Genomic DNA, 24571 nt, shown 5'->3' with positions numbered 1-24571 from the left:
CTTTCCGGCAGCCCGGCGGAGGAGCTCCACCGCCGGAGGGCGGCCGCCTGATCCGGACGAGGAGGCGCCCGCGCCTGCCGCAACGCCGCTAGGCTGCCCGGATGCAGACCCATGAGCTGTCCGTGGACGGCGGCGTCCTGGTCAAGCGATACGCGCATCATCGACTTCGAGGACGCGGGCGCCTCGGGACGTCGCCTACGAACTGGGCACGCTGATCGAGCATCTGTCCTCGCGCGACACCGACTGGACCGGGTTCCTCGCCGGGTTCGCCGTCGACCCCGACCGGCTGCGCTGGTCACGGGGCGTGTTCGCGGCCCTGTGGTGTTACTGGCTGCTGCCCGGCAACGGCGCTGCCCGCCGTAATCCGCCCGGCACGCTGCAACACCAGGCGGTCCGGCTGCTGGAACTGGTGGGCTGACCCGCTCGCGGCCCTTGTCCGGCGCAGCTCGTATGCGCCGTCGGGCAGCTAACCTTTCGCGGGTGACGCCGACCTCCCCGCACCGCCGCGCGATCGAACTCGCACTCACCGAGGATGCCGACCCGCCGCTGCGCCCGCTGCCCGGCGAGGTGGCCGCCATGCTGTCCGCGCTGGACGCACCGCCACGGCTCGCCGCGCACCTGCGCGCGGTGCACGACGTGGCGGCCGGCCTCGTTGAGCAGGTCGTGGCCGCATACCCCTCCCTGGTCTGCGACGCCGCCGAGGTCCGCTTCGGCGCGGCCACGCACGACATCGGTAAGGTGCGGCACCTTGCGGAGCTGTCGGAGCCGGGTTCGGCGCACGAGTACGCCGGATACGAGCTGCTCCTGGAGCGCGGCGTGGACCCGCGCCTGGCCCGCTTCGCCCGCGATCACGGCGCCACGGCGTATGACCTGCTCACCGTGGAGGATCTCCTGGTGGTGCTCGCGGACAAGGTCTGGAAGGGCAGGCGTGTGCCCGAGCTGGAGGACGCCTTCACGGCCCGGCTGTGCGCGGCCTCCGGGGAGCCGCCGTGGGAGGCGTTCCTCCGCCTCGACGGCATCCTGGACGCGCTGGCCGAGCACGCGGACGCCCGCCTGGCATTCCAGTCCCGGCACCCGATCCAGGCCGTGTCCCGCGGATAGGCCGGTCCTCACTCGCCGCTCGGGCCGGCCGGAAGCGGCGATTCGCCAAGATGGCTTCCGGTAGGCGGGCGCGCTGGGGAGGGCCGGTCCGGCCGTGCCCTCTCCGGCGTTTCCGCCCGAACGCCCCGGTCAGCGCGGGCGGTAGCGCAGGCCGTCCATGAGCAGGTCGAGCAGGCGTCCCGCCTGGCCGGGCCGGGCCTGGTCGGCGGTGGCCAGGGACACCCCGCCGAGGCCGATCAGCACATCGTCGGGGGCGATGTCGTCGCGTATGGCGCCCGCCGCCACCGCGGCCGCCAGCAGGGCGGTGATGGCGCCTACGAGCCGCTCGCGGCTGTGCGCGTACGGGTCGCCGCCGGAGGCGATCACGGCGCGCAGCGCGTCGGCCATGCCGCGTTTGGTGCTCAGGTACTCGAAGAACAGGTCCATCCAGGTGCGCAGGGCCCGGTCGGGGGGCAGGTCGGCGAGCAGGCCGGGCACGGCGTCGCACAGCCGGGCCAGCTCCTGCCGGTAGGCCGCCTCGATCAGCGCCTCGCGGGTGGGGAAGTGCCGGTAGAGGGTGCCGATGCCGACACCGGCCTGCTTGGCGACGGCGTCGAGGGAGACCTGGGGCCCGTCGTGGGCGAACGCCTGGGCGGCGACCTCGAGCAGCCGGTCGCGGTTGCGCTGGGCGTCGGCGCGCAGCGGCCTGGGGGCGGTCACGGCTCCTCCTCTCGTCGCGGGTGACGCGGCTCATGGTGCGTACGCGCGGATCGCTTGCAAAGCGGAGGATCCTCCGGTTAGCGTGGAAGGCGTAACGGAGGGGCCTCCGGTTGTTGACTGTACCGGAAGGGCTGCTCCGGCATCGTCGATCAGGACGGAAAGATCATGACCACTCGTATCACCACGCCGTTCTCCGCCACGTCCACCGCCGCCGAGGTCGTGCAGGGCGTCGACCTGACCGGCCGCCGCGCCGTCGTGACCGGCGCCGCCTCCGGCATCGGCGTCGAGACCGCCCGCGCGCTGGCCGCCGCGGGCGCCGAGGTGACCCTGGCGGTACGCGACACCGCCGCCGGTGACCGCACCGCCGCGGACCTCACCGAGTCCACCGGCAACAAGGAGATCCACGTCGCCCGGCTCGACCTGGCCGAGCAGGACTCCGTCGCCGCGTTCGCCGGGGCCTGGGACGGCCCGCTGCACATCCTCGTGAACAACGCCGGGATCATGGCGTCGCCGCTGATGCGCACCCCGCAGGGCTGGGAGATGCAGTTCGCCACCAACCACCTCGGGCACTTCGCGCTCGCGCGCGGGCTGCACGGCGCGCTCGCGGCGGCCGGTGACGCCCGCGTCGTGTCGGTCAGCTCCGCGGCGCACCTGCGCTCGCCCGTCGTCTTCGAGGACATCCACTTCGAGCGGCGCGAGTACGAGCCGTGGGCCGCGTACGGGCAGTCGAAGACCGCGAACGTGCTGTTCGCCGTCGAGGCGGCGCGGCGCTGGGCCGCCGACGGGATCACCGTCAACGCGCTGATGCCGGGCGCGATCAGCACCAACCTGCAGCGCTACATCAGCGAGGAGGACCTGGTCCGGCTGCGCGCGCAGCTCGACGCGGCCGAGGTCTTCTGGAAGACGCCCGAGCAGGGCGCCGCGACGTCCGTGCTGCTCGCGGCCTCCCCGCTGGTCGCCGGTGTCACGGGGCGGTACTTCGAGGACTGCAACGCGGCCGGGCCGAACCGGCCCGGCACGCGTGGCGGCGTGGCGGCGTACGCGCTGGACCCGGCCGCCGCCCAGCGGCTATGGGAGATCACCGAGCAGACCCTGACGGCCTGACACCGCTCCGCTCGGCTCGACTGGGCTCGACTGGGCCCGGCTGCAGTTTCGGGGAAACTGCAGCGCCCTCGCCTCGCGAAGCTGCAGTTTCCCCGAAACTGCGAAGGCAGAAGGGGCTGGCGCTGCAGTTTCCCCGAACTGCGAAGGCCGGAAGGGCTGGGGCCGTCCGTGCCGCGGGGCGGCCCGCCCGGCTAGCCCGCCAGGTCCGGGGTGGGGCCGTGCTTCAGGAACCGCGCGACGGCGGCGAGGAACGCCTCCGGGGCGTCGCGGCGTACGCAGTGGCCGGCGTGCGCGACCCGCTCGGCGCGGAACGGCCCGCCCGCCGCGTCGGCACAGTCGTCGGCGTCCGAGGGAGCCAGCAGGCCGCCCCGGGCCACCTCGCCGTAGAGCAGCAGCGTCGGGCACGCCGTCTCGGCCAGCGAGTCGACCAGGGACGGGCCGGTCTCGTACGGCAGGTCGTAGAAGCGCGGGTCGAACTCGCCCTTGCTCACCGCCCACGGCTCGAACTCGGCGTCCGGCCAGCCCGGATTGTCGGCGCGGCCTTTGGCGATGCGCTCGGGCAGGTCCAGCGCCTGCAATTCGGCCAGCCAGGACGGCATGCCGTCGGCGGCCAGGGTGTGGTGCGGGCCGGGCGGGTCCTCCAGCACCAGCGCGCGGACCAGGTCCGGCCGGGCGGCGGCCAGCGCGGCGGCGGCCAGCGCGCCCATCGAGTGCCCGATCACGACCAGCGGGCCCGCGCCGAGCGCGTCGAGCACCAGCGCGGCGTCGGCGGCGTTGGCCGCGGTGCCGGTGGGCCCGTCCGGCAGGCCGGAGGAGCCGTGCCCGCGCGCGTCCAGGGTCACCGCGCCGGCGTGCGCGAGCAGCCCCGGCAGGACCGGGTCCCAGCACGCGCCGGAGTCGGAGAAGCCGTGCAGGAGCAGCATGCCCGGCTCGCCGCCGTGGCGCGACCAGGAGATGTGGGCGGTGCGCACGTCTTCCTCCATGATCTCGGGCCGATGAGGGCCGACGTTACACCGGCGGCGGCCGTGACGACGCGGTACGCGCGGCGGCTAGGGTGCGCTCGTGACGCGATCATTGGACGGACTGCGCTTCGCCGCCGTGTCCGAGACGGCCGGTGGCGAGGTCGGCACCGACACCGTCTTCACCTACCACGAGCAGGACGGGGAGATCTGGGCCGAGTACGCGGGCGGCGCGATCCGGCGCGGCTTCCTGGTCGGCACCCGCGACGGCGACCGGCTCGACTTCCGCTACGCCCAGCTCAACCTGGACGGTGCCACGTCCACGGGCCACTGCGTTTCGCTGGTGTCCACACTCCCCGACGGCCGCCTCCGCCTCGACGAGACCTGGCAGTGGGAGTCCCGCCCCGGCCACGGCACCAGCGCGGTCGCCGAACTCCGCTGAGCCGCGGGGGCGTACCCCCTCGATCATCCGTCTTGCCTGGCAATCGGGCGTATCTTGACCGCGCATTCGCCGATGTGCCAGGCAAGTCGGACGATCTTGGGGGTGGGGGCGCGGCGGAGCCGCACCCCCACGGTGTCAGGAGGCGGTGCAGGAGAAGGTGGTCGGGAGGGTGGTGGTGTTGTTGGGGCGGGACGCCTGGAGGCCCCAGGTGGTGCTGGCGCCGGGGGCGAGGGTGCCGTTCCAGCCCAGGCTGTTCTCGGTGACGTTCTGGCCGCTGACCACGGCGGCCTGCGGCCAGGAGCCGGTGTGCGCGTGGCCCGAGGGCAGCGTCACCGTGGACGACCAGCTGCTGATCGCGGACGAGCCGGTGTTGGTCACCGTCACGGTCAGCACGTAGCCGTTGCTCCACTGGCTCTGCGGAGCCACGGTCGTGGTGCAGCCGCCACCGCCGCCCCCACCGGTGGTGGTGACGTTCACGATGCCGGAGTACGCCGACGAGCCCGCCGAGTTCACGGCGCGCACGCGGTACCGGTAGGTGGTGTTCGCGGCCAGCCCCGAGTCGGTGAACGAGGTGCCGCTCGGCGTGCCGACCTGCGTGAAGCTGGTGCTCGACGCGCCGGTGGCCCGCTCGACCTGGTAGCCGCTGACCGTGCCCGACGACGCCGCCCAGCTCAGCGAGACGCCGCTGGAGGTCACGCCGGACGCGCTCGGGGTGCCGGGCGTGCCGGGCACCTGTGTGCCGCCACCGGTGGTGGTGACGTTCACGATGCCGGAGTAGCTCGACGACCCGGCCGAGTTCGTCGCCCGGACCCGGTAGCGGTAGGTCGTGTTGGCGGCCAGCCCCGAGTCGTTGAACGACGGCGAGCTGGACGTGCCCACCTGGCTGAAGCTGGTGCTCGACGCGCCGGTGGCCCGCTCGATCTGGTAGCTGCTCACGGTGCCGGAGGACGCCGACCAGTTCAGCGAGACGCCGCTGGAGGTCACGTTGGACGCGGTCGGGGTGCCGGGCGTGCCGGGCGGCTGGGTGCCGCCGCCGTTGGTGACCGACGCCGAGAACGAGTTCACGGTCAGGCCCACGCCGCCGATCCACGGCTCGAAACCGGCCTGCACACTGGTCAGGTACCAGTTGATGTTGCCGTACTGCGAGCCGCGGGTGAACGTGTCGCGGACGAAGTCCATCACGTCGAAGCTCAGCGAGTTGATGACCGACCCGGTGAACAGGTAGGACACCACGTTGTTGCCGCCGTTGTTGCCGGTCCAGACGTTCCAGCTGCGCCCGGCGATGTTCGCGGTGCCGGTCTGGGAACCGATGGGCTGGATGCTGCCCTGCCGGTTGAACCAGATCATGATCTCGGTGTCCTGGACGCCGGAGACGTTGGTGTCCGCGTTCAGCCAGATGTCGTACGAGGCGTTGTAGGTGCCGCTGCCGGGGTACGAGTAGCTGATGCTGCTGCTCGCGGTGCCGATGGTGCTGAGCTGCTTGGGCAGCGGGGAGCTCGGGCTGCAGTTGCTGTAGTGGCAGCCCAGGAAGATGGACGGGTAGGACACCGGGGCACCGGAGGTGCTGCCGACGCCGTCCTGCTGGGTGATGCTGAACCCGTTGCTGGTGGTGTTGATGCACTGGGTGGCGGTGGTGCCCCAGCGGTTGTTCTGGATGACGTAGTTGCCGGCGACCACGGTGCCGTACTGCTCGCAGATGACGGCGGCCTGGGCCGGCTGGGCCGCGAGCAGGCTCACGGCGGTGGCGGCGATCGTCAGCAGGGCGGCTGACACGATCGTGGTGAGGCGATGCTTTCTGCTCGTCGTGGCGTGCATGTCACTCCTTGGGCAGGGAGGAGATCGGGGACGGTGCCAGACTGGGAGCGCTTCCACCGGACACCATAGGCCATCGTCGAACTGTGTGTAAACAGAACCATTGACAGAAGTCGTTTGCGTGGAAGTTACACGCGGGCAACGGTTCTGTTGCCCCTCCGGCCCGGTAATCCTTGATCAACGGGCCGGGGCGCGCGGGTGTGGGAGGATGCGGCGTTTGGCGGCGTGGGCCGTCGGGGAGGAGAACACGGTGGGGGAGCTGGAGCGGCTGCGCGAGGTCGCGGCGAAGGTTTACGGGTGGACGACGCTGCGCCCGGCGCAGGAGGAGGCGATGGTCCACGTGGCCGCGGGGCGGGACACGCTCGTGGTGTCGCCGACCGGGTCCGGCAAGTCGGCCATCTACCAGGTGCCCGCGCTGCTCGTGGGCGGGCCGACCATCGTGGTCTCGCCGCTCATCGCGCTGCAGCGCGACCAGGTGAAGAACCTCATCGACCGGGGCGCCCCGGACGCGCACGTGGTCAACTCGGCGCGCAGCGCGCGGGCCAACAGCGAGGCGTTCGAGGCGCTGCAGACCGGTGACGCCGAGTTCCTGTTCCTCGCCCCGGAGCAGCTCGCCAAGGACGAGGTCATCGCCGAGCTGCTGGAGGCCAAGCCGTCGCTGTTCGTGGTGGACGAGGCGCACTGCGTCTCCTCGTGGGGCCACGACTTCCGCCCCGACTACCTGCGCCTCGGCGAGGTGATCGAGCGGCTCGGCCACCCGGCCGTGCTCGCGCTGACCGCGACCGCCTCGCCGCCGGTGCGCGCCGACATCGTCGAGCGGCTGCGCATGCGCGACGCCGTGCAGCTGGTGAAGGGCTTCGACCGGCCCAACATCCGGCTGGAGGTGTCCCGCGAGGTCACCGAGCGGGAGAAGCGCCGCGAGATCATCGAGCGGATCATCGCGCTGGACCCGCCGGGCCTGCTCTACGTGCAGACCCGCGGCGAGACCGAGGAGTACGCCGAGGCGCTGCGCGAGGCCGGGGAGGAGGCGTACGCGTACCACGCCGGCCTGAGCGCGTCGGAGCGGGCGCAGGTGCACGACGCGTTCCTCGCCTCCGACAAGGTGATCGTGGTCGCGACGTCGGCCTTCGGCATGGGCATCGACAAGCCGAACGTGCGCTTCGTGGTGCACGCCGCCCCCGCCGAGTCGCTGGACTCGTACTACCAGCAGATCGGCCGGGCCGGCCGCGACGGCGACCAGGCGACCGCGGTGCTCTACTTCCGCCCCGAGGACCTGCGCCTGCCGCGCTTCTTCTCCTCCGGCACCGTCGACGAGGACCTGCTCACCCGCGTCGCCACCGGTCTGGACGCCGCGGGCGGCCCGGTGCGCATCGACGACCTCGTCGAGGAGCTGGACGTCACCCGCGCCCGCGTCACCCGCTCGGTCAACCTCCTCCAGGAGGCCGCCGCCGCGCTCACCACCGGCGAAGGCGTGCTGTGGACCGGCGAGCACACCGTCGCCGAGGCGGTCCAGGCGGCGGCCGCGGAGGCCGCGCAGATGCGCACCATCGAGCTGACCCGCGTCGAGATGATGCGCGGCTACGCCGAGACCGACGACTGCCGCCGCCAGTTCCTGCTCGGCTACTTCGGCGAGGACCTGGCCGAGACCTGCGGCAGCTGCGACACCTGCGCCGCGGGCACCGCCGACGCCCGCTCCGACGTGGACACCGGCTTCCCGGTCCAGTCCCGCGTCACCCACGCCCAGTGGGGCCCCGGCGTCGTCATGCGCGAGGAGGACGACCGCATCACCGTCCTGTTCGACGAGGTCGGCTACCGCACCCTCTCCCTCAAGGCCGTCCGCGCCCGCAACCTCCTCACCCCCGCCTGACAAGGAAGGGCACCTTCTTAACGCTATGCGTATAGGAAGGTGCCCTTCTTAACACTGGCCGGTCAGGACAGCATGATCTGCCACTGGGTCCAGAACGCCTGGGCGATCAGGACCACGGTGACCAGCAGCCACAGCGCCGGGCCGACCGCGTGCACGTCGACCAGCAGGTCCACGGCCGGTCGGGCCCGCGCAGGCGTCCGCAGGTGCCCGTGCCGCAGGTTGTACAGCGTCGTGTACCAGAACATCAGCACCACGGCGACCCACACCAGCATGCAGTACGGGCACAGCGCGCCGATCCGGTACAGCGACTGGAACATCAGCCAGTGCACGAACACCACCGCGAAGGTGACCCCGGCCTGCAGGCCCAGCCACACCCAGCGCGGCAGGCGTACCCCCGCCAGCAGCAGCACACCCAGCGTCGCCACCACCGGGAACGTGCCCAGCCCCAGCAGCGGGTTCGGGAATCCGAACGCCGACGCCTGCTCCGTGATCATGACGGAACCGCAGGACAGCACCGGGTTGATGCTGCACGTCGGGGTGTACGAAGGATCGGTCAGCAGGTGGATCTTCTCCACGGCCAGCGTGAACGCCGCCGCCGTGCCGAGTACGCCGGTCACGGCCAGGATCCAGCCGGCGGCTCGGTCGACGGTGGTGCGCCGGGGCGCGTCCAGCTCCTGCCCGCTCTCGGTGTCCAGGACGGTGGCCATGTTCAGCCTGCCAGCGCCGCGTCGATCGCGGCCTTGAGGTTGTCGTACGTCGGCGTCTGCTCGAACTGCTTGCCGTTGACGAAGAACGTGGGCGTGCCGGTGACCCCGGCCGCGATGCCGTCCTGCCGGTCGGTCTCCACCGCCTGCGCGGTCTCCGGCGCGGCCAGGTCGGCCCGGAAGCGCGTCATGTCCAGCCCCAGCTCCTGCGCGTACCCCTCGAACGTGGGCGCCTGGTTCGGCTGGTTGCCCCAGGTCTGCTGGTTGTCGTAGAGCTTCCGGTACATCTGCTCGAACCTGCCCTGGTTGCCCGCCGCCTGCGCGGCCAGTGACGCGGTCTGCGCGTTCGGGTGCATCTCCAGCGGGAAGTGGCGCACCACGTAGGTGATCTTCCCGGCGTACTCCGCGCGCAGCTTCTCCACGCCGGGGTAGGCCGCGCCGCAGGCCGGGCATTCGAAGTCGAGGAACTCGACCACGGTGACCTTGCCGTCGGCGGCCGTACCGAGCCGGTGCGACTCGGGCCGGACCAGGTTGGCGGGACCGCCCGCGGCGCGCGGTCCCGAGTTGCTCGCGAAGATCACGGCGCCGACGACGACCGCGAGCACGGCCACCACGACGCCGATCGTGAACTTCAGGTTGGTGCTCATCCCCGACGCCGGTTTCGCCACCGGCTTGCGGTTCTTGTTCCCGGGCCGGGCCGGCCGGGACGCGTTCGGTCGGGTAGTAGCGGGCATCAGACACCTTTCCCCGTAAACCAGCCAACGCGGGACGCATCGGCCGACTGCCTGGGGACTCTATTCACGAGGCCTGAGCGCCTGCTGTGAACGCGCCGCGAGTCGGCTGTGGGGCGCTGCACACCGAGCGGGCGCGGAACCAGGGGCCCCGCGCCCGCTCAAGCCCGTCAGTTCGCGCAGATAGCGAAGGCGCGGACCTTCCAGTTGCCGGTGTACCCGGTCTCGTCCTCGGCCGCGCTCACCGTCACCTCGGTGGTCGAGCTGGCGTGCGCGGCGGTCAGCCGCACCTGGCCCTCGCCGCCGACGACCTCCGCGCCGACCCCGTGCACGGTGCGGCCGGGCGTGCAGCGCACGGACACCGTCTGGGTGCTGGTGGAGGAGTACGCGCTGTCGGCGAGCAGCCGCTCGTAGCCCGCGGGCTGGTCGGCGCAGATCGCTCGCGCCTGGACCTGCCAGGTGGCCGCGAAGCCGCCCTCGGCCTCCGAGCCGCCCACGGTCACGCTGCTGCCGTCGATCCGCAGGTCCTGCAGCAGCAGCTCGCTGATCGAGGCGCCGTTGACCGCGCCGCCGACGCCCAGCGCGACCTGCCCCAGCGGGCAGCTCACCTGGTGCCAGTTGCTGCTCGGGGAGGCCCAGGCCGACGAGCCGGACACGACGGCGTACCCGGCCGGCGCGGGCGCGCACAGCACGGTCGTGGTCAGCGACCAGTTCGAGCCGGTGCCGGTCGCGTCCTCGCGCCCGGTCACCGACCAGGCCGTGCCGCCGGTCAGCGGCAGCATGAAGTCCATGCCGACCTGCCCGGTGGCGCCGGTGACCAGCCCGCCGCCGCCGAGCGCGACGGTGCCCGCCGGGCAGGCCTTGTTCTGGGTCTTGGCGGCGCTGTTGCTCGGGCCGGTCGAGGTCTGCCGGGTCAGCCCGGTCACCGCCGTCGCGGGGGCGGCCAGCGCGAGCTGGCTCACCGCCGCGGCGCTCAGCAGCATGCCGGCGGCCAGTGCCACTCGGGTGAGGCGGCCGCGGGTCGCTCGTGCCTGCATCGAAGTCTCCTGTTCGGTTGAGGAGGCTTCAACGTACGGACCGCGCCCGGCCCGCCAGTGCGGAGAAATCCACAGAGGACGCGTGGTCATGATTACAGCGACAGCTTTCTGACCTGCGGAAAGTCGCCGATCTGACGGAACGGGCGCAACGCGGAGGGGCCGCACCGCGTCGCGGCACGGCCCCTCGGGCGGGGTGGTTCAGGAGGCGGACGGGCTCGGCGCGGCCGACACCCGCAGCTGCAGGCCCTGGCCGTCCGCGCCGGTCAGCTCGAGCCGGTCGGCGGTGATCTTGTAGGTCACCTCGCCGCGCAGCGTCTTCATGACCGCCCGCTCCAGCGTGCCCAGGTCGCCCGAGCAGGCGCGCCGGGTGCTGAAGATGCCGGAGAACGTGATCTTGTCCCCGTTCACCACGGCGTTGCCGCCCAGCCGGTTGCAGCCGGTCGAGCCCGTCACCTTGCCGTCGGCGAACTCGAGGTACACCCCGCCGGGCTTCGTGGGCACCGAGCTGACGCTGTCCTTGTCGACCGTCGACTCGACGGCCCAGCGGGTGCCGGCCAGCGACCGGTCCGGGTCGGCGGACTCCTGGTCCTGCAGGGTGAGCTGGACCGTGTCGGTGCGCAGGGTGAGCACGTCCCCGTTCAGGTCCCAGCGCGGGTCCGCGGTGAGGAGGTCGGAGATCATCTTGTCCTGCGCGTGCAGCTCGGGCGAGCAGCCCATCTCGGTCGTGGCCAGGCTCGCGCCGTCGACGTGCAGCTTGCCGCCGGTGAAGTCGGCCGCCCCGCCCATGCTGTTGCAGCCGGCGATCGCCCCGATCCGCCCGTCGGGGTGCACCGTGAGGGTGATCCGGGTGCCCTGCACCAGCTCGGACGGCTTGCCGTCGCGGACCAGGCCGGTGGAGAGGAAGGTCCGCCCGGCGAGCTGGGCCCCGTCGGGGGCCGGTGCGCCGGTGTCGGACGGCTGCTGCGCACACGCGCCCAGCAGCAGCACGGTCAGGAGGGGCACTGCTCTACGCACTGTCGTCACACTGCCTTCGACGTGTCCGGCGGCGCCGCCGGTTCCCGCCCGTTGCGGGGTGACCGGAACGCTACCGGCCGCCCGCGCCGCGCACGAGCCCGCTTTCCGAGGGCCTGCCCGGCCGGAGGAACGGCTCCCGCGCTGGGCGTGATGAGGTGCATCAGGCCCAGCGCGGGAGAGGTTAAGAAGGGCACCTTCATCTACGTATAGCGATAAGAGCTGCTGCTCGTCTCGCTGACGCGAGCCGACGAAGGTGCCCTTCCTTCAGGCGCGGCAGGGGTTGGCGGAGTTGCCGGCCTTGGCCTCGCCGATCACCACGTCGGTGAGGAGGGTGTCCAGCACGACGGCGCGCTGGACGACCCCGGTCGCGGTGGTGGTGGTGCTGTTGAGCTTGAGGCTGCCGACGACCAGCGGGATGGTCGTCGGGCCGCTGCCGATCGTCACCGTGGCACCGTTGATCTTCAGGCTGCTGATGATGGACGAGCCCGCGTACTGCGGGGACAGCCCGCCCGGACCGGTGGCGCAGGTGGCCGAGGCCGTCGAGTTGATGACGCCCAGCTCGATGGTGACCAGGCCGCCGACGGTGATCTTCGTGGAGTCGAGCTGTGCGGTGGAGACCGCCTTGTCACCCACGGCCGGTGCGCTGTTCTGGTTGTCCGGGGTGAGGTCGGTGCCCGCCGAAAGGCCGGTCGCGGTGACCGTGACCAGGCCCGCGTTCAGCGTGTTGTTCGGCATGGCCTTGCTGTCGTCGGCGCACGGGTCGTGCGGCGGGTTCGCCCGCGACGTCACCTGGCCGGCCAGGTCCAGCGCGGTCGCCTGGCAGGTGAAGACGCCGTCGCGGTCGTTGTCGATGATGGTGGCCTCGGCCGAGCCGTCGGTCAGCGCCGCACCGCTGGGGGAGCTGAGCCCGACCTTGAAGGTCTCGCTCGGCTCGTTCACGGTGTCGTCGACGATCGGCACCGTGATCGACTTCAGCGTCTCGTTCGGCGCGAAGGTGATCAGGCCGGCGCCGCCGGTGAAGTCGGCCGCGCCCGCGGTGCCCGTGGCGGTCGCGTAGCTCACGCTCACCGGGTGCGGGGCCGGCACCGACAGGGTCACCGTGAACGACGCGGTGCCCGCGCCCTCGTTCACCGACAGGTCGTAGACGCTGATGCCGGGCACGTGCACGGTCAGGGTCTGCACGTACCCGTGGCTCACGCCGTCGATCAGGAAGTCCACCTCGCACTGGTACGAGCCGCCCGCCGCGTCGCCGTCCACGTTCACCGTCTCGCTGAACGGCGCGTCGTCACCGCTGGTCACGGTGCGGCGCGCGGGGGTCAGCGAGAGCGACAGCGGCTCGTCGCACTCGACCTCGTGGGTGACGGTCACCTCGATGGCCTGGATGCCGGCGAGGATCGCGTCGGCGACCTCGTCGGCGGGCACGTTGTTGAGGAAGACGCCGCCGGTGGCGGTGGTGACGGCCTCGATCTGGCCGCCGTTGTTGAGCCCGCCAGCGCCGACGTTGACCGCGACCACCCGTACGCCGGCCGCCTGCAGCGCGGCGATGACCTGGGCGCGGGTGTGCCCGTTGCTCGGGTCGTGCGACACGGCGTCGCCGAAGATCACCACGATCCGGGTGCCGCCGTCGCGGAACGTGACCGCTCCGGTGGCCAGCTGGTAGAGGGCGTTGAGGCCGTCCTCGGCGATGTCCCCGCCACCGCCCGCCGTCCACGCGCCGATCCCGGCCTGCACGGCCGTCTGGTCGCCGGTGAGCGCCTGGTCGACGGTGAAGCCCGGCGGGTCGACGGCCACGTCGCGGTATTCGGCCACCGCGAAGTGGGCGCTGGGCTGCGCGGTGCTGACCGCCGTGAGGATGTCCCCGGCGTTGGTCTTCACGTTGTTGATCGCGGAGCCCATGCTGCCGGTGGTGTCGGCGAGGAAGACGATGTCGGGGTTCGGCGGCACCGCCGGGGTGTGCACGACCTTGCTGATCGTGGCGGTGCCGCCGGGTGGGAGCGTGCGGGTCACGGCGGATGGTTCGACCCCGGGGTCGGCCGCCGCGTACGCGGGCACCGGCTGGGACAGCAGGCCCGCCGCGGCGAGCACGGCCAGCGCGACGAGGCCCGCCCGCCTGCGGTGCAGCGTCCTCCACCTGTTCTGGTGCGACATCTTCGGCACATCCTTTCGGGCAGCCGCCGGCATCCGGCCGGGTTGCCGGACACGGTTGGCTGCGAGGTGTGCCTAGAGTCAAGGCGATGAATATCGAGGCCATCAACGCTTGACTATCCGGTCCGGGCCGCCTAAGTGACACGGAGTGCTGAGCGTGACAGCGCTGCGTGACGGTGGGTGAACGCGCCGATCGGCGTAACCCGAACGGGCTAGGCTGGCGGCGGCCGCGGGGTCGTGAGGTGAATGACTACCGCGTACACGTGTGACGGGTATTCGATAGCGAAGGAGCCGCGCGTGCAGCGCCTGCCCCTGGTCATCGCGGTGGCGCAGCCGCCGGTCACGGCGTACGACGTCGCCGCGAACGCCGCGGCCCACGCCGCCGCCGTGCTCGCGGCGCAGGCCCGGGTGGTGGTCTTCCCCGAGCTGTCGCTGACGGGATACGAGCTGGACGCGCCCGTGCTCGACCCGGCCGATCCCTGCCTGGCGCCGCTGGTCGAGGCGTGCGCGGCGACCGGCACGCTCGCCCTGGCCGGGGCGCCCGTGGCGGGGGAGGGCGGCCGGGAGCACATCGCGCTGCTCGCCGTGGACGGCGCGGGCGCGCGGGTGGCGTACCGCAAGGTGCACATCCACGACTCCGAGGAGCGGTTCAGCCCCGGTCCCGGACCGGCCGTGGTCGAGGTCGACGGGTGGCGGCTCGGGCTGGCCGTCTGCCGCGACACCCGCTTCGCCGAGCACGACGCCGCGACGGCCGCGCTCGGCATGCACGTCTTCGTCGCCTCGGTGCTCGACCACGAGCGCGACGCGCACGTCCCGGCCGAACGCGCTCGCCGGATCGCCGCCGCTCGTGGGGTGCCGGTCGCCACCGCGAGCTTCGCCGGCTCCACCGGCGGCGGCTTCGACCGCGCCGCGGGCGGTTCAGCGGTATGGGCCGCCGACGGCACCGTGCTCGCCCAGGCCGGCGCCCTACCCGGCGCGACGGCACGGGCGACGCTGCCCGCCTGACCAGCCCATTCCCGGGCACGTTCGGGGAACTCCCGACCCATCGACACCACCGCTCACCCCGACCGTGTCGCCGACCCGCGCGGTCGCAGTTCCGGGGAAAGTGCACGAGAAATACCCAGGGTTCGTGCAGTTTCCCCGAAACTGCGGGCCGCAGGGCGGGTGTGCGCGTGTGGTCAGGCGCGGAGGTAGGTGAGGACGGCCAGGACGCGACGGTGGTCGTCGGCGTCGGGAGGCAGGTCCAGTTTGGTCAGGATGCCCGCGATGTGCTTGGCGACGGCGGCCTCCGTCACCACCAGGCGGCGGGCGATCGCGGCGTTGGAGCGGCCCTCCGCGACCAGCCCCAGCACCTCGCGTTCGCGCGGGGTGAGCCGGTGCAGCGGGTCGCGGCGGCGGTCGAGCAGCTGGCGGACCACCTCCGGATCGATGACGGTGTGCCCGTCCGCGACCCGGCCCAGCGCGTCGACGAACTCGCCGACCTCGCCGACGCGGTCTTTGAGCAGGTAGCCGGTGCCCGCCGCGCGCCCGGCGTCGATCAGCTCGGCGGCGTAGGTCTGCTCGACGTACTGGCTGAGCACCAGGATCGGCAGCCGCGGCCGCGCGGCCCGCAGCTCCAGCGCGGCCCGTAGGCCCTCGTCGCTGAAACCGGGCGGCATGCGCACATCGGTGACGACCACGTCGGGGTCCAGGGCCGTTACCCGTTCCCGCAGCGCGTCGGCGTCGCCGACCGCGGCCACCACCTCGTGGCCGAAGTGGCGCAGCAGGCTGGTCAGCCCCTCGCGCAGCAGCACCGAGTCCTCGGCCAGCACCACCCTCAGCGTTCGCACGGCAGCTCCACCCGCAGCAGCGTCGGGCCGCCCGCCGGGCTGGCCAGCAGCAGCCGCCCGCCCACGGTCGCCGCCCGGTCGGCCAGGCCGGTGAGCCCGGTGCCCCGGGCCGGGTCCGCGCCGCCCGCGCCGTCGTCGGACACCTCCAGCAGGAGGCGGCGGTCCTGCGTCCAGGCCGCGACCCGGCCGCGCGCCGCGCCGCTGTGCCGGGCCAGGTTGGCCAGCGCCTCGTTGACCGCGAAGTACGCCGTGACCTCGACCGGCGACGGCAGCCGCCCGTCCAGGCGCAGGTCCAGCTCGACCGGCACCGGCGAGCGCCCCGCCACGTCCCGGATCGCCGCGGCCAGGCCGCGGTCGCTGAGGATCTGCGGGTGTACGCCGCGGATCAGTTCGCGCAGCTCGGCCAGGGCCAGCGCGGTCTGCTGCCGGGCGTCGTCGAGCAGCGGCGCGGCGGCGTGTTCGTCGGCGACCTGGAGCCGGGCCAGTCCGAGCGTCACGCTCAGCGCGACCAGCCGCTGCTGCGCGCCGTCGTGCAGGTCGCGCTCGATGCGGCGGCGCTCGGAGTCGAACCCGTCGACCAGCCGCTCCCGCGAGCGCAGCACCTCGACCAGGTCGGTGTCGGCCGGAGCGAGCACCGCGCGGGCGACTGCGGCCCGTGCCCCAGCCCAGGCGGTGATCGGGTACGCCGCCAGCGGCAGCAGCACGAACCCGGCGGCGCAGAGCAGCGCGGTGAGCCACGGCACGGCGGGCAGCTCGGCGCCCGGACCGGTCGGCTGCAACGGCGCCGACATCAGCAGCAGCGGCGGGAACAGCGACAGCATGACCACGCCCAGGTCCAGCCACCAGGCGACGCAGGCGCTGAGCACGGCGTAGCCGATCTCGCGCCAGGTGCCCGGCTCGCGCAGCCGCAGCGGCGGCCGCTGGGGCAGCGGGCGGCGGTCGACCAGGCGCAGCCGCCGCCGGTCGAACCAGGCGATCAGCGGCCCGGCCGCCACCACCACCAGCAGCCCGGCCAGCAGCAGCAGGATCAGGGCGGGGATGCCGGGATCGAGCAGCTCGATGCCGGCCAGCAGCCCCAGCGGCAGCATCGCCGGGATCATCCCGGCCAGCAGGTACGCCAGCGACCGCCACGGCCACGCCGACCGGGCCAGCCGCCAGGGCGGCGTCGCGGCGGCGGACAGGGCGGTGCGGGCGGTCACGGCACCGACCCTACCCAGCGCCGACGCCCCGGACAGTAGTGCTGGGTGTAGTGCCGATCCTCACCCGGGCACCAGTGCGGCGGGCCGCCCGCTCCGGTGGGGTGGTGGCATGACATCAACGGCGACGGTCCGCCTGAGCGCGGTCCGCAAGACGTACGGCACCGGAGCGTCCGCGGTCACGGCGCTGGACGGGGTGAGCGCCGAGTTCGCCCCGGGCACCTTCACCGCGGTCATGGGCGCCTCCGGCTCGGGCAAGTCCACGCTGCTGCAGTGCGCGGCGGGCCTGGACACCGTCGACGGCGGGCAGGTCGTCATCGCGGGCACCGACCTGGCCGGGCTGTCCGAGCGGGCACGGACGCTGCTGCGCCGCGACCGGATCGGGTTCGTGTTCCAGGCGTACAACCTGGTCGGGGCGCTGACCGCGGCGCAGAACGTGGCGCTGCCGCAGCGTCTGGCCCGGCGCGCGCCCGACCCGGCCGAGGTGGCGCGGGCACTGGCCGAGGTGGGCCTGTCCGGCCGGGCCGGGCACTACCCGGCGCAGCTGTCCGGCGGCGAGCAGCAGCGGGTGGCGCTGGCCCGTGCCCTGATCACCCGGCCGGCGGTGCTGTTCGCCGACGAGCCCACGGGCGCGCTGGACAGCACCGCCTCCGCCGTGGTGCTGGCCGCGCTGCGCCGCCTCGTCGGCGCGTACGGGCAGACGGTCGTCATGGTGACCCACGACCCGGTGGCCGCGGCCGCCGCCGACCGGGTGCTGGTGCTGGCCGACGGGCGGCTGGTCGACGAGATCGCCGGGGCGGATCCGGCGCAGATCGCGGCCCGCCTGGTGCAGGGCGCGGTGGCCGCATGATCGCGCTCGACACGCTGCGGCGGCGCTGGCCGAGCCTGGTCGGCACCGGGCTGACCCTCGCCGTCGCGGTGGCCGTGCTCACGGTGTGCGGCCTGCTGCTGGTCTCGGCCCGGCCGGTGCTGCCCGCCCGCTACGCCGCCGCGTCCGTGCTGGTGCGGCCGGTGCCGCCGGGTGACCCGGAGGCGTTCGCCGAGCCGCGCCCGTGGCCGGTCGAGCGGGCCGACGCGCTGGTCGCGGGGCTGTCGCGGCTGGACGGTGTACGCGCGGCGATCCCGGTGCACCGCTTCTACGCCCAGCTCGTGCGCGACGGCGCGCCCCTCGGGGACGCCCGCGACGCTGCCGGCTGGTCCGCGACGGCGCTCGGCGGCTACCGGCTCGTGTCCGGCCGCGCTCCGTCCGCTGCGGAAGTGGCGGTGAGCAGCGGGCTGGGGCTCGCTCCGGGCGAGACGGTGACGCTGCTGACGGCGGCAGGGCCGCAGCCGGTGACCGTGTCCGGCACCGTGGACGGGCCCGGCCTGTGGGTCGCCGACGACGTCGCCCGCGCCTGGACGGGGGGCGTGCCGGTCATCGGCCTGCTGACCCGGGACGGCGCCGCCGCGGCGACGGTGGCGTCGGCCGCGAACCCGCTGGTCGGCGGCGATGGCGTGGTGTTGCACGGGGACGGCCGGGCCGTGCTGGAACCGGTCGGCGACACCCGTATCCGGTGGATAGGCATGCAGGTGCTCACCGGGCTGTCCGCGCTGGGCGCGTTCGTGTCGGTGTTCATCGTGGCGTCGACGTTCGCGTTCGCGACCCGGCGCAGGCACCGCGAGCTGGCCCTGCTGCGCCTGCTCGGTGCCGTGCCGGGCCAGGTCCGCCGCATGATCCACGGTGAGGTGCTGCTGCTCGGCCTGGCCGGTGGCGCGCTCGGCATGCCGATCGGGCTGCTCGCCGCCGCGCCGTTCGGGGACTGGCTGGTGCGTACGGGGTTCGAGCCGCCGACGTTCACCCTGACCTACCCGTGGTGGCTGCCGCTCGCGGCCGTGGCGGTGGGCGTGCTGGTCGCGCAGGCCGGGGCGGGGGCGGCGGCACGGCGAGCGGCACGGGTGAGCCCGCTGGACGCGCTGCGCGAGGCGGCGCTCGACGACCGGCCGATGGGCTGGGGCCGCTGGCTGGCCGGGTGCGCCGCGCTCGCGATCGCCGTCCTGTCCGGGGTGGCCGCGAGCGGGGCCGACGGGGCGAACCTCGGCTCGTACGCCCTGTACGCGGCGATGGCGCTGGTCACCGCGGCGGCCCTGCTGGCACCGGCGGTGCTGCCGCCCGCCGTGCGGCTGCTCACCGCGCCGTTCGCGGGCAGCCGGGGCGCGACGGCGCTGCTGGTGCGCCAGCACACCCGCACGGCCGCCCGGCGTACCGCGTCGACCGCCGCGCCGGTGCTGCTCAGCGTCGCGTTCGCGATGCTCGTCGGCGGCATGGTGCAGACCACGACCGCCTTCTACGGGCTCAGCAAGGTGACCGCCGCGGGCGCGGCCGCGGTGGTGGTCCCCGACGGCACCCCCGGCCTGTCCGACGCCGCCGTCACCGCGGCGCGCGGCCGCTCCGCCCTGCCCACGACCCTGTACGACGGCCCCGAGCCGCTTCCCGCCGTGGGCATCGGCACCGCCGAGCACGCTCTGTTCACGGTCGCCACGGGTGATCTGTCCGCGCTGGCACGAACACCGCTGGACGCGACACCGCCCGCGCACGAGCTGCCTGCCGCAGTGACCTCGGGCTTCGCGGAGCGGACCGGGTGGGTGCTCGGCAGTGGCCATCCGGTGTCCGGGCCGGACGGCCGCGAACGCACGCTGTCGGTGGTCGCGGTGGTGTCAGGCGGCCCGGCACCCGCGGAGATCCTGCTGGACCGCGCCGCCGTGCGAGCGATGGAGCCGTCGGCGCTGACCCCGGTCGTCTACACCGAGCGGCTCGCCGCCTCGGGCCCGCTGGCCGGGCTCGGCGCGCGCCCGCTGACCGCGGCGGCGTACGCCGAGGCGGGCAGTGCGGACGACGACCGGCTCGTCTGGGTGTTCACCGCGCTGCTGATCGGGGTCTCGGCCGGGTTCGGGCTGCTCGCGGTGGTGAACACGATGGTGATGTCCACCGCGGCGCGGGCCGGGGACCTGCGCGTGCTGCGGCTGTCCGGCGCGACCCGGCGGCAGGTGCTGGGCATGCTGGCGGCGGAGACGTCGGCCGTGGTCGTGGTCGGGGCCGGGCTGGGTCTGGGCGTGGCGCTCGCCGCGCTGGCCGCGATGGCGCGCGGGCTGAGCACGCAGCTGGGCGTGGCGGTGCCGATGGTCGTCCCGTGGGGCACGCTGGCGGCGACGGTGGGGGTCTGCCTGGTGCTGGCGGTGGCCGCCGCCCTCCCGCCCGCCGCCCGCCGTCGCTCCTTCTCCGCCGAGTGACCGGCTTCTCCGCAGGGTGATCGATGCTCCCGCCACGCTGTCGCAGCGGCGTGGCGGGAGCGTTCGACACGTGGGGAGCGGGTCAGCGGGCGAACCAGCGCTGGGCGTTCGTGCCGTTGCAGGTCCACAGGTGGATGATGGTGCCGTTGGCGGTGCCGGAGGAGCGGGCGTCCACGCACTTGCCCGAGCCCGCGCCGACGATGGTGCCGTCGGCGTTGACGGTGAAGCGCTGCGCCGCGGTGCCGTTGCACGGCCACACCTGGATCTTCGTGCCGTCGGCGGTGCCGTTGCCGTTCACGTCCAGGCAACGGTCGCCGTAGATGCGCAGCTCGCCCGCGGCGGTGCGGGTCCAGCGCTGGTTGGCGGCGCCGTGGCAGTCCCACAGGTGCACCTGGGACCCGGGCCCGGCGGTGCCGGTGCCGGAGTCGTCCACGCAGCGGTTGGACAGCGGGTTGGACAGCAGCACGGCCGAGCCGACCGGCGGCACGCCCACGTGGCTCAGGCTGCCGGGCACCGACTGCAGCGCGGTCCACCAGGTGGCGGCCATCTTGTCGTAGCCGGCCTGGTTGGGGTGCAGCCCGTCGGCGAGGTCGGCGAGGGTGAGCGGGGAGTGCATGTCGACCAGGTGGACGCGGGGGCCCTTCTGCGCCACGATGCCGGGGACGGCGGCGTTGAACGTCTGCGAGCGCGCCTCCTCGGTCGGGTTGCTGCGCGGGGTGACCTGGGCGACGAAGATCTCGGTCTGCGGGCCGAGCAGGCGGATCCTGTCGATGAGCGCCGACAGCCGGGCCGGGGCGTTGGGCAGGTCGTAGTTCTGGCCGACGTCGTTGGTGCCGATGTGCAGCAGCACGGTGCGCGGCGCGTACGCCCGCATCCAGTTGACGATGTTGGCGTCGAGCTGGTCGATGCGCCAGCCGGAGTGCCCCTCGTGGTCGTGGTCCCCGAGCGCCGCGGGCCCGTTGAACCCGGAGCCGACGAAGTCGACGGTGCGCCCGGCGGCGGCCATCCGCTGCCAGAGGTTGATCCGGTAGCCGCCGGGCACGTTGAACCCGTCGGTGATGGAGTCGCCGAGCGGCATGATGCGGACGCCGCCGTTGGACTCGGCGTGGGCCGGGGCGCCGGGCAGCAGGGCCAGGACGCAGGCGGTGAGCAAGGCGGCGGATACGGGCAGTCTGCGGCGATCTCGGCGCATGGCGGTCCCCTCGGGCAGAGTCGGATGTCCAGGGCTCGCGTGACGCCGTTCACGCAGACAACGATGTCCGTCACAGAGTTTGAGAACTATCGATTGGTATGTCAAGCCCGGTCGTTTGTGGACGTGTCGGCCAGCCGACACCGCAGAAGTGTTGGTCCGCGCGGCGCTCGGCACTCATGCCGGCATGACACGCCTACAACTGCTCGTCGCCGTCTGCGTCGCGGCGCTCCTCGCCGCCGTCGGGGCCGCCGCGCCCGCGACCGCCCACCCGGGCCAGCCGTCCGCAGTCTTCGACCCGAACGAGGTGAGCTGGTACAGCTACCACGACAAGGACATCGCCGAGTTCGACGCCATCCTGCTGGACTGGTGGGACAGGGGCTTCCTGCCCGTCGACATCGAGGTCGACGCGTTCGACGGCGGCAAGCTGAGCTTCGGCGGCGCCGCCCAGCGCAACCTGGACGGCAGGGACTGGATGGCCGACACGGTCATGACCACCGCCGAGTACGCGACCGCGAACGCCGCGGCGGTCAAGCGCGGCCTGCGCCTGGTCGACCGCGAGGTGTACGCCTATCAGGGCACCACCTACGTCGGCGCCGTCTGGGTCGCGAACCTGGAGGGTCTGGGCTGGTACACGTCCAAGTTCGCGATGACCCTGGCCGAGCTGAACACCTTCGTCGCCGAGCACAGGCAGCGCGGGCGCCTGCCGATCGACTTCGACATCCACTCGGCGTCGGGCGGCACCCGCTACTCCGTGGTCATGCTCGACAACCCCGAGGGGCTCGACTGGCGGCTGCGCGCCGACCTGACCTACGCCCAGTTCCTGGCGGTCGACGACACGTACGGCAGCACGGGCTTCCGGACCATCTCCCTGGACTCCGCCAGCAACGTCTTCGGCGGCCTCTGGTGGGAGAACGCCAACGGCCGCACCTGGGCCTCCCGCATCCTCAAGACCGAGACCGACTACGGCAACTCGTGGCACAGCCTCGCCGACCTCGGCCTGCGGCAGATCTTCAACGGCCGTTACGTCGGCGCGGACGGCAAGGTCCACCACATGACCACCTGGCGGCAGAACGACGACCGCTACAACTGGGACCTGCGCATCCCGGTGGACAACATCGTCAAGGACCAGATGGACGACGACGCGATTCCCGGCGTCAGCGTCGCGGTCATGCGCGACGGCGAGTTCCTCTACAAGCGAGGGTGGGGGTACGCCGACATCGGCAACGGCATCCTGATGGACTCCGAGCACGTCCTGCGCACCGCGTCGGTCAGCAAGGCCGTCGGCGGCGCCCTGCTGCTGAAGCTGGCCGACCACCCGGAGCTGTGGGACCTGGACGTGAACGACCCGGTGAACACCTGGATCGACGGGCTCGCCGACGACTACGACCCGGTCACGCTGGAGATGCTGGCCAGCAACCGCGGCTGCGTGCGCTGGTACGCGAGCAAGGAAACGTACACCGACCCCGCCGAGCAGCAGGCGCAGCAGGACGCCGACGCGGAGATGGCCACCACCAGGTACGAGTCCGACGCCGACGCCTTCGGCCTGTACAGCGGCGACCCGCTCGTCTGTGTGCCCGGCACCTACCACTACAGCACCCAGGCGTCCGGCGCCCTGGGCCGGGCGATGCAGGCCGCCACCGGGCAGACGAGCGCGCAACTGCTGGAGAACGAGCTGGCCGAGCCGCTCGGCCTGGAGGAGATGGTCGGCGAGAACCTGGACGACCCGTCGATCCGGGCCGCCAAGGCGTACGCCGGAGCCACCAACACCGAGCTCGACCTGCACTCGTCGCAGAAGACGTTCGCGCTGTTCGGCGGGGGTGTCTGGTCGAGCGCGGGCGACCTCGCGAAGTTCGCCCACGCGCTGGGCACCGGCCAGATCGTCGACGACCCCGACTACATCTGGACCGGCACGCCGTGGACGAACTACGCCTACGGCTGGTCCCTGGGCAGCCAGAACGGCCAGGTGAAGATCACCAAGGACGGCAAGGCCGACGGCGCCGACGCCTACCTGATCGCGTACCCCGACGAGGACATCCAGATCGCCGTCCTGATCAACCGGGAGGAGCTGACCAAGAACTCCAGCGCCAAGGCCATCGCCGAGGCCATCGGAGCCATGCTCGTCTGACGCCCATCCGACGGTGCCGGGCCCCGCGTGAGGGGTCCGGCACCGCCATCGACGAGGGAGAATGAACTCGTGCAGGATCTGGACGAGGCCTACCGCGCCTACGCGCCCCGCCTGCTGGCGTACTGCACCGCGCTGCTGCGCGACCGCGACGCGGCGGCCGACGCGGTGCAGGACGCGTTCCTCACCGTCGCGGCCAAGCAGCACCAGCTGCGCGACCCCGCCCGGTTCGAGGCGTGGCTCTACGCCGTCGCCCGCAACAACTGCCGAGCCCAGCAGCGGGTACGCGGCAGGCAGGTCGCCTTCGACTTCGACGAGACCCCGGCCGGCACCCTCGACGACCCGGCCGCGGCGGTGCGCGCCGCCGAGGTGCGGGAGCTGGTGCACGCGGCCGCGTCCGGCCTGGGCGAGGCCGACCGGGAGATCGTCGAGCTGGCGATCCGGCACAGCCTGTCCCCGGCCACGTTGAGCGTCGTGCTCGACCTGCCGGTCAACCACGTGCACGCGCGCCTGTCCCGAGCCCGCGGCCAGCTGGAACGGGCGATCGGCGCGCTGCTGCTGGCCCGCTACGGCAGGGTGGACTGCCCCGAGCTGGCGGGGCTGCTCGACGGCTGGGACGGCCGGCTCGACCCGCTGACCCGCAAGCGGATCAGCCGCCACAGCGAGGCCTGCGAGCGCTGCGCGACCCGCCGCGGCGTGCTGGCCAGCCCCGCGTCGCTGCTGGCGGGCTACGCGTCGCTGCCGTTCGTCGCGGTCTCGGCGATGGACCCCGCGCGGTTCCTCTCGGCACCGCCGCCGCGCCCGAGGCCGCAGTCCGGCCGGCGGCTCGTCAAGGTCGTGGTGCCGGTGCTGGCCGTCGCGCTGCTGGGCGGGGCACTGGCGCTGGCCGCGGGCAGGGATGAGCGGGTCTCCTCCGGCAGCCCCTCGGCGTTCAGCATCGTCTCGCAGGCTTCACCCTCGGCGCTCCCGACCCCGCAGCCCGCGGTCGGCTCGCCCGGCGGGCCGGGCGTGAAGGTGCGCGAATCGTCGAGGGCGCTCCCGTCGCCGGTGGCGGCCTTCACCGTGGCCGTCACCGACAAGGCGGCCACCTGTACGACCGCGAGCAACACCTACAAGCTCCACGTCGAGATCGTGACCTCGGCGGACTTCGGCAGTGCCCGGCTGCACTGGATCGAGGGTTCCTGGCCCCGGCGCAGCCTGCCGATCGAGGCGACCGGCCCCCGCTCCGGCGAGGTGACGAAGGTGCTGCTCAAGGATCCGGCCGAGTGGTGGGTGGAGGCGGTGGCCGCGGACGGGCGCACCGCGAAGACCGCCCGCGGGTTCGTCCGCAGCCCCTGCCTCTAGCCGTAC

The 24571-nt window shown here is 73.2% G+C and carries 20 protein-coding genes; 9 read left to right on the top strand and 11 right to left on the bottom strand.

Annotation, left to right across the window (positions count from 1 at the left end; translation table 11 throughout):
- Positions 1-480: 480 nt before the first annotated feature.
- A complete protein-coding gene (locus tag Cba03nite_RS09590; protein ID WP_239125597.1) occupies positions 481-1101 on the top strand; it encodes an HD domain-containing protein in 621 nt (206 codons plus the stop codon).
- Positions 1102-1230: 129 nt separating this feature from the next.
- Here Cba03nite_RS09590 and Cba03nite_RS09585 read toward each other — a convergent pair whose 3' ends face one another.
- Positions 1231-1800, bottom strand: a complete 570-nt coding sequence (locus Cba03nite_RS09585; RefSeq protein ID WP_239125596.1) for a TetR/AcrR family transcriptional regulator — start codon at positions 1798-1800, stop codon at positions 1231-1233.
- A 165-nt stretch (positions 1801-1965) separates the two neighbouring features.
- Between Cba03nite_RS09585 and Cba03nite_RS09580 the strand changes: the two genes are divergently transcribed.
- Positions 1966-2904, top strand: coding sequence for an SDR family NAD(P)-dependent oxidoreductase (locus tag Cba03nite_RS09580; protein WP_203744333.1), 939 nt, complete (start codon positions 1966-1968; stop codon positions 2902-2904).
- Between the two features lie 191 nt (positions 2905-3095).
- Here the strand turns inward: Cba03nite_RS09580 and Cba03nite_RS09575 are convergent, their stop codons facing one another.
- A complete protein-coding gene (locus Cba03nite_RS09575; RefSeq protein WP_203744331.1) occupies positions 3096-3875 on the bottom strand; it encodes an alpha/beta fold hydrolase in 780 nt (259 codons plus the stop codon).
- Between the two features lie 91 nt (positions 3876-3966).
- Here Cba03nite_RS09575 and Cba03nite_RS09570 point away from each other — a divergent pair, with 91 nt between their 5' ends.
- Positions 3967-4305 carry an avidin-fold protein gene (locus Cba03nite_RS09570; protein ID WP_203744329.1) on the top strand — a complete coding sequence of 113 codons (339 nt, stop codon included), beginning with the start codon at positions 3967-3969 and terminating at the stop codon, positions 4303-4305.
- A gap of 135 nt (positions 4306-4440) precedes the next feature.
- On the opposite strand, the gene Cba03nite_RS09565 is transcribed toward Cba03nite_RS09570, so the two are convergent.
- Positions 4441-6120: a GH12 family glycosyl hydrolase domain-containing protein gene (locus Cba03nite_RS09565; protein ID WP_203744327.1), complete on the bottom strand. Its 1680-nt coding sequence runs from the start codon at positions 6118-6120 to the stop codon at positions 4441-4443.
- A 205-nt stretch (positions 6121-6325) separates the two neighbouring features.
- On the opposite strand from Cba03nite_RS09565, the gene Cba03nite_RS09560 reads away from it, so the two are divergent.
- Positions 6326-7984: a RecQ family ATP-dependent DNA helicase gene (locus Cba03nite_RS09560; RefSeq protein WP_203744325.1), complete on the top strand. Its 1659-nt coding sequence runs from the start codon at positions 6326-6328 to the stop codon at positions 7982-7984.
- Between the two features lie 62 nt (positions 7985-8046).
- Here Cba03nite_RS09560 and Cba03nite_RS09555 read toward each other — a convergent pair whose 3' ends face one another.
- From Cba03nite_RS09555 to Cba03nite_RS09535, 5 genes are all read right to left on the bottom strand, one after another.
- Complete coding sequence (locus tag Cba03nite_RS09555) at positions 8047-8691, bottom strand: vitamin K epoxide reductase family protein (protein ID WP_203744323.1); 645 nt, start codon at positions 8689-8691, stop codon at positions 8047-8049.
- A gap of 2 nt (positions 8692-8693) precedes the next feature.
- Positions 8694-9335 (bottom strand): DsbA family protein, encoded by a 642-nt coding sequence (locus Cba03nite_RS09550; protein WP_203744321.1) that lies wholly within the window; start codon positions 9333-9335, stop codon positions 8694-8696.
- Positions 9336-9589: 254 nt separating this feature from the next.
- Positions 9590-10456, bottom strand: coding sequence for a hypothetical protein (locus tag Cba03nite_RS09545; RefSeq protein ID WP_203744319.1), 867 nt, complete (start codon positions 10454-10456; stop codon positions 9590-9592).
- A gap of 198 nt (positions 10457-10654) precedes the next feature.
- Complete coding sequence (locus tag Cba03nite_RS09540; RefSeq protein WP_203744317.1) at positions 10655-11470, bottom strand: META domain-containing protein; 816 nt, start codon at positions 11468-11470, stop codon at positions 10655-10657.
- 264 nt (positions 11471-11734) lie between these two features.
- Complete coding sequence (locus Cba03nite_RS09535; RefSeq protein ID WP_203744315.1) at positions 11735-13618, bottom strand: Calx-beta domain-containing protein; 1884 nt, start codon at positions 13616-13618, stop codon at positions 11735-11737.
- Positions 13619-13912: 294 nt separating this feature from the next.
- Here Cba03nite_RS09535 and Cba03nite_RS09530 point away from each other — a divergent pair, with 294 nt between their 5' ends.
- A complete protein-coding gene (locus Cba03nite_RS09530) occupies positions 13913-14620 on the top strand; it encodes a carbon-nitrogen hydrolase family protein (protein ID WP_239125595.1) in 708 nt (235 codons plus the stop codon).
- Between the two features lie 173 nt (positions 14621-14793).
- On the opposite strand, the gene Cba03nite_RS09525 is transcribed toward Cba03nite_RS09530, so the two are convergent.
- Positions 14794-15435 carry a response regulator gene (locus Cba03nite_RS09525; RefSeq protein WP_346110694.1) on the bottom strand — a complete coding sequence of 214 codons (642 nt, stop codon included), beginning with the start codon at positions 15433-15435 and terminating at the stop codon, positions 14794-14796.
- Complete coding sequence (locus Cba03nite_RS09520; protein ID WP_239125594.1) at positions 15432-16643, bottom strand: sensor histidine kinase; 1212 nt, start codon at positions 16641-16643, stop codon at positions 15432-15434. The genes Cba03nite_RS09525 and Cba03nite_RS09520 overlap by 4 nt, the downstream gene beginning before the upstream one ends.
- Before the next feature lie 109 nt (positions 16644-16752).
- Here Cba03nite_RS09520 and Cba03nite_RS09515 point away from each other — a divergent pair, with 109 nt between their 5' ends.
- On the top strand, positions 16753-17490 hold the full coding sequence (locus Cba03nite_RS09515) for an ABC transporter ATP-binding protein (RefSeq protein ID WP_203744306.1): 738 nt from the start codon (positions 16753-16755) through the stop codon (positions 17488-17490).
- Entirely contained in the window at positions 17487-19907 is a 2421-nt protein-coding gene (locus Cba03nite_RS09510; RefSeq protein ID WP_203744303.1) for an FtsX-like permease family protein, read from the top strand. The genes Cba03nite_RS09515 and Cba03nite_RS09510 overlap by 4 nt, the downstream gene beginning before the upstream one ends.
- Before the next feature lie 82 nt (positions 19908-19989).
- Here the strand turns inward: Cba03nite_RS09510 and Cba03nite_RS09505 are convergent, their stop codons facing one another.
- Positions 19990-21099, bottom strand: a complete 1110-nt coding sequence (locus Cba03nite_RS09505) for a ricin-type beta-trefoil lectin domain protein (RefSeq protein WP_203744300.1) — start codon at positions 21097-21099, stop codon at positions 19990-19992.
- 184 nt (positions 21100-21283) lie between these two features.
- Here Cba03nite_RS09505 and Cba03nite_RS09500 point away from each other — a divergent pair, with 184 nt between their 5' ends.
- Positions 21284-23224, top strand: coding sequence for a serine hydrolase domain-containing protein (locus Cba03nite_RS09500; RefSeq protein WP_203744297.1), 1941 nt, complete (start codon positions 21284-21286; stop codon positions 23222-23224).
- 69 nt (positions 23225-23293) lie between these two features.
- Entirely contained in the window at positions 23294-24565 is a 1272-nt protein-coding gene (locus Cba03nite_RS09495; RefSeq protein WP_203744294.1) for an RNA polymerase sigma factor, read from the top strand.
- Positions 24566-24571: the final 6 nt, after the last annotated feature.

Origin of the sequence: Catellatospora bangladeshensis, from assembly GCF_016862575.1 — a bacterium.
GTDB lineage: Bacteria > Actinomycetota > Actinomycetes > Mycobacteriales > Micromonosporaceae > Catellatospora > Catellatospora bangladeshensis.
This window is presented reverse-complemented; position numbering and strand designations above follow the sequence as displayed.

Coding starts and splice junctions, on each gene's coding strand:
- Cba03nite_RS09580 (WP_203744333.1), top strand. CDS start 1,966: ATGACCACTCGTATCACCACGCCGTTCTCCGCCACGTCCACCGCCGCC.
- Cba03nite_RS09565 (WP_203744327.1), bottom strand. CDS start 6,120: ATGCACGCCACGACGAGCAGAAAGCATCGCCTCACCACGATCGTGTCA.
- Cba03nite_RS09560 (WP_203744325.1), top strand. CDS start 6,326: ATGCGGCGTTTGGCGGCGTGGGCCGTCGGGGAGGAGAACACGGTGGGG.
- Cba03nite_RS09555 (WP_203744323.1), bottom strand. CDS start 8,691: ATGGCCACCGTCCTGGACACCGAGAGCGGGCAGGAGCTGGACGCGCCC.
- Cba03nite_RS09550 (WP_203744321.1), bottom strand. CDS start 9,335: ATGAGCACCAACCTGAAGTTCACGATCGGCGTCGTGGTGGCCGTGCTC.
- Cba03nite_RS09545 (WP_203744319.1), bottom strand. CDS start 10,456: ATGCAGGCACGAGCGACCCGCGGCCGCCTCACCCGAGTGGCACTGGCC.
- Cba03nite_RS09535 (WP_203744315.1), bottom strand. CDS start 13,618: ATGTCGCACCAGAACAGGTGGAGGACGCTGCACCGCAGGCGGGCGGGC.
- Cba03nite_RS09515 (WP_203744306.1), top strand. CDS start 16,753: ATGACATCAACGGCGACGGTCCGCCTGAGCGCGGTCCGCAAGACGTAC.
- Cba03nite_RS09510 (WP_203744303.1), top strand. CDS start 17,487: ATGATCGCGCTCGACACGCTGCGGCGGCGCTGGCCGAGCCTGGTCGGC.
- Cba03nite_RS09505 (WP_203744300.1), bottom strand. CDS start 21,099: ATGCGCCGAGATCGCCGCAGACTGCCCGTATCCGCCGCCTTGCTCACC.
- Cba03nite_RS09500 (WP_203744297.1), top strand. CDS start 21,284: ATGACACGCCTACAACTGCTCGTCGCCGTCTGCGTCGCGGCGCTCCTC.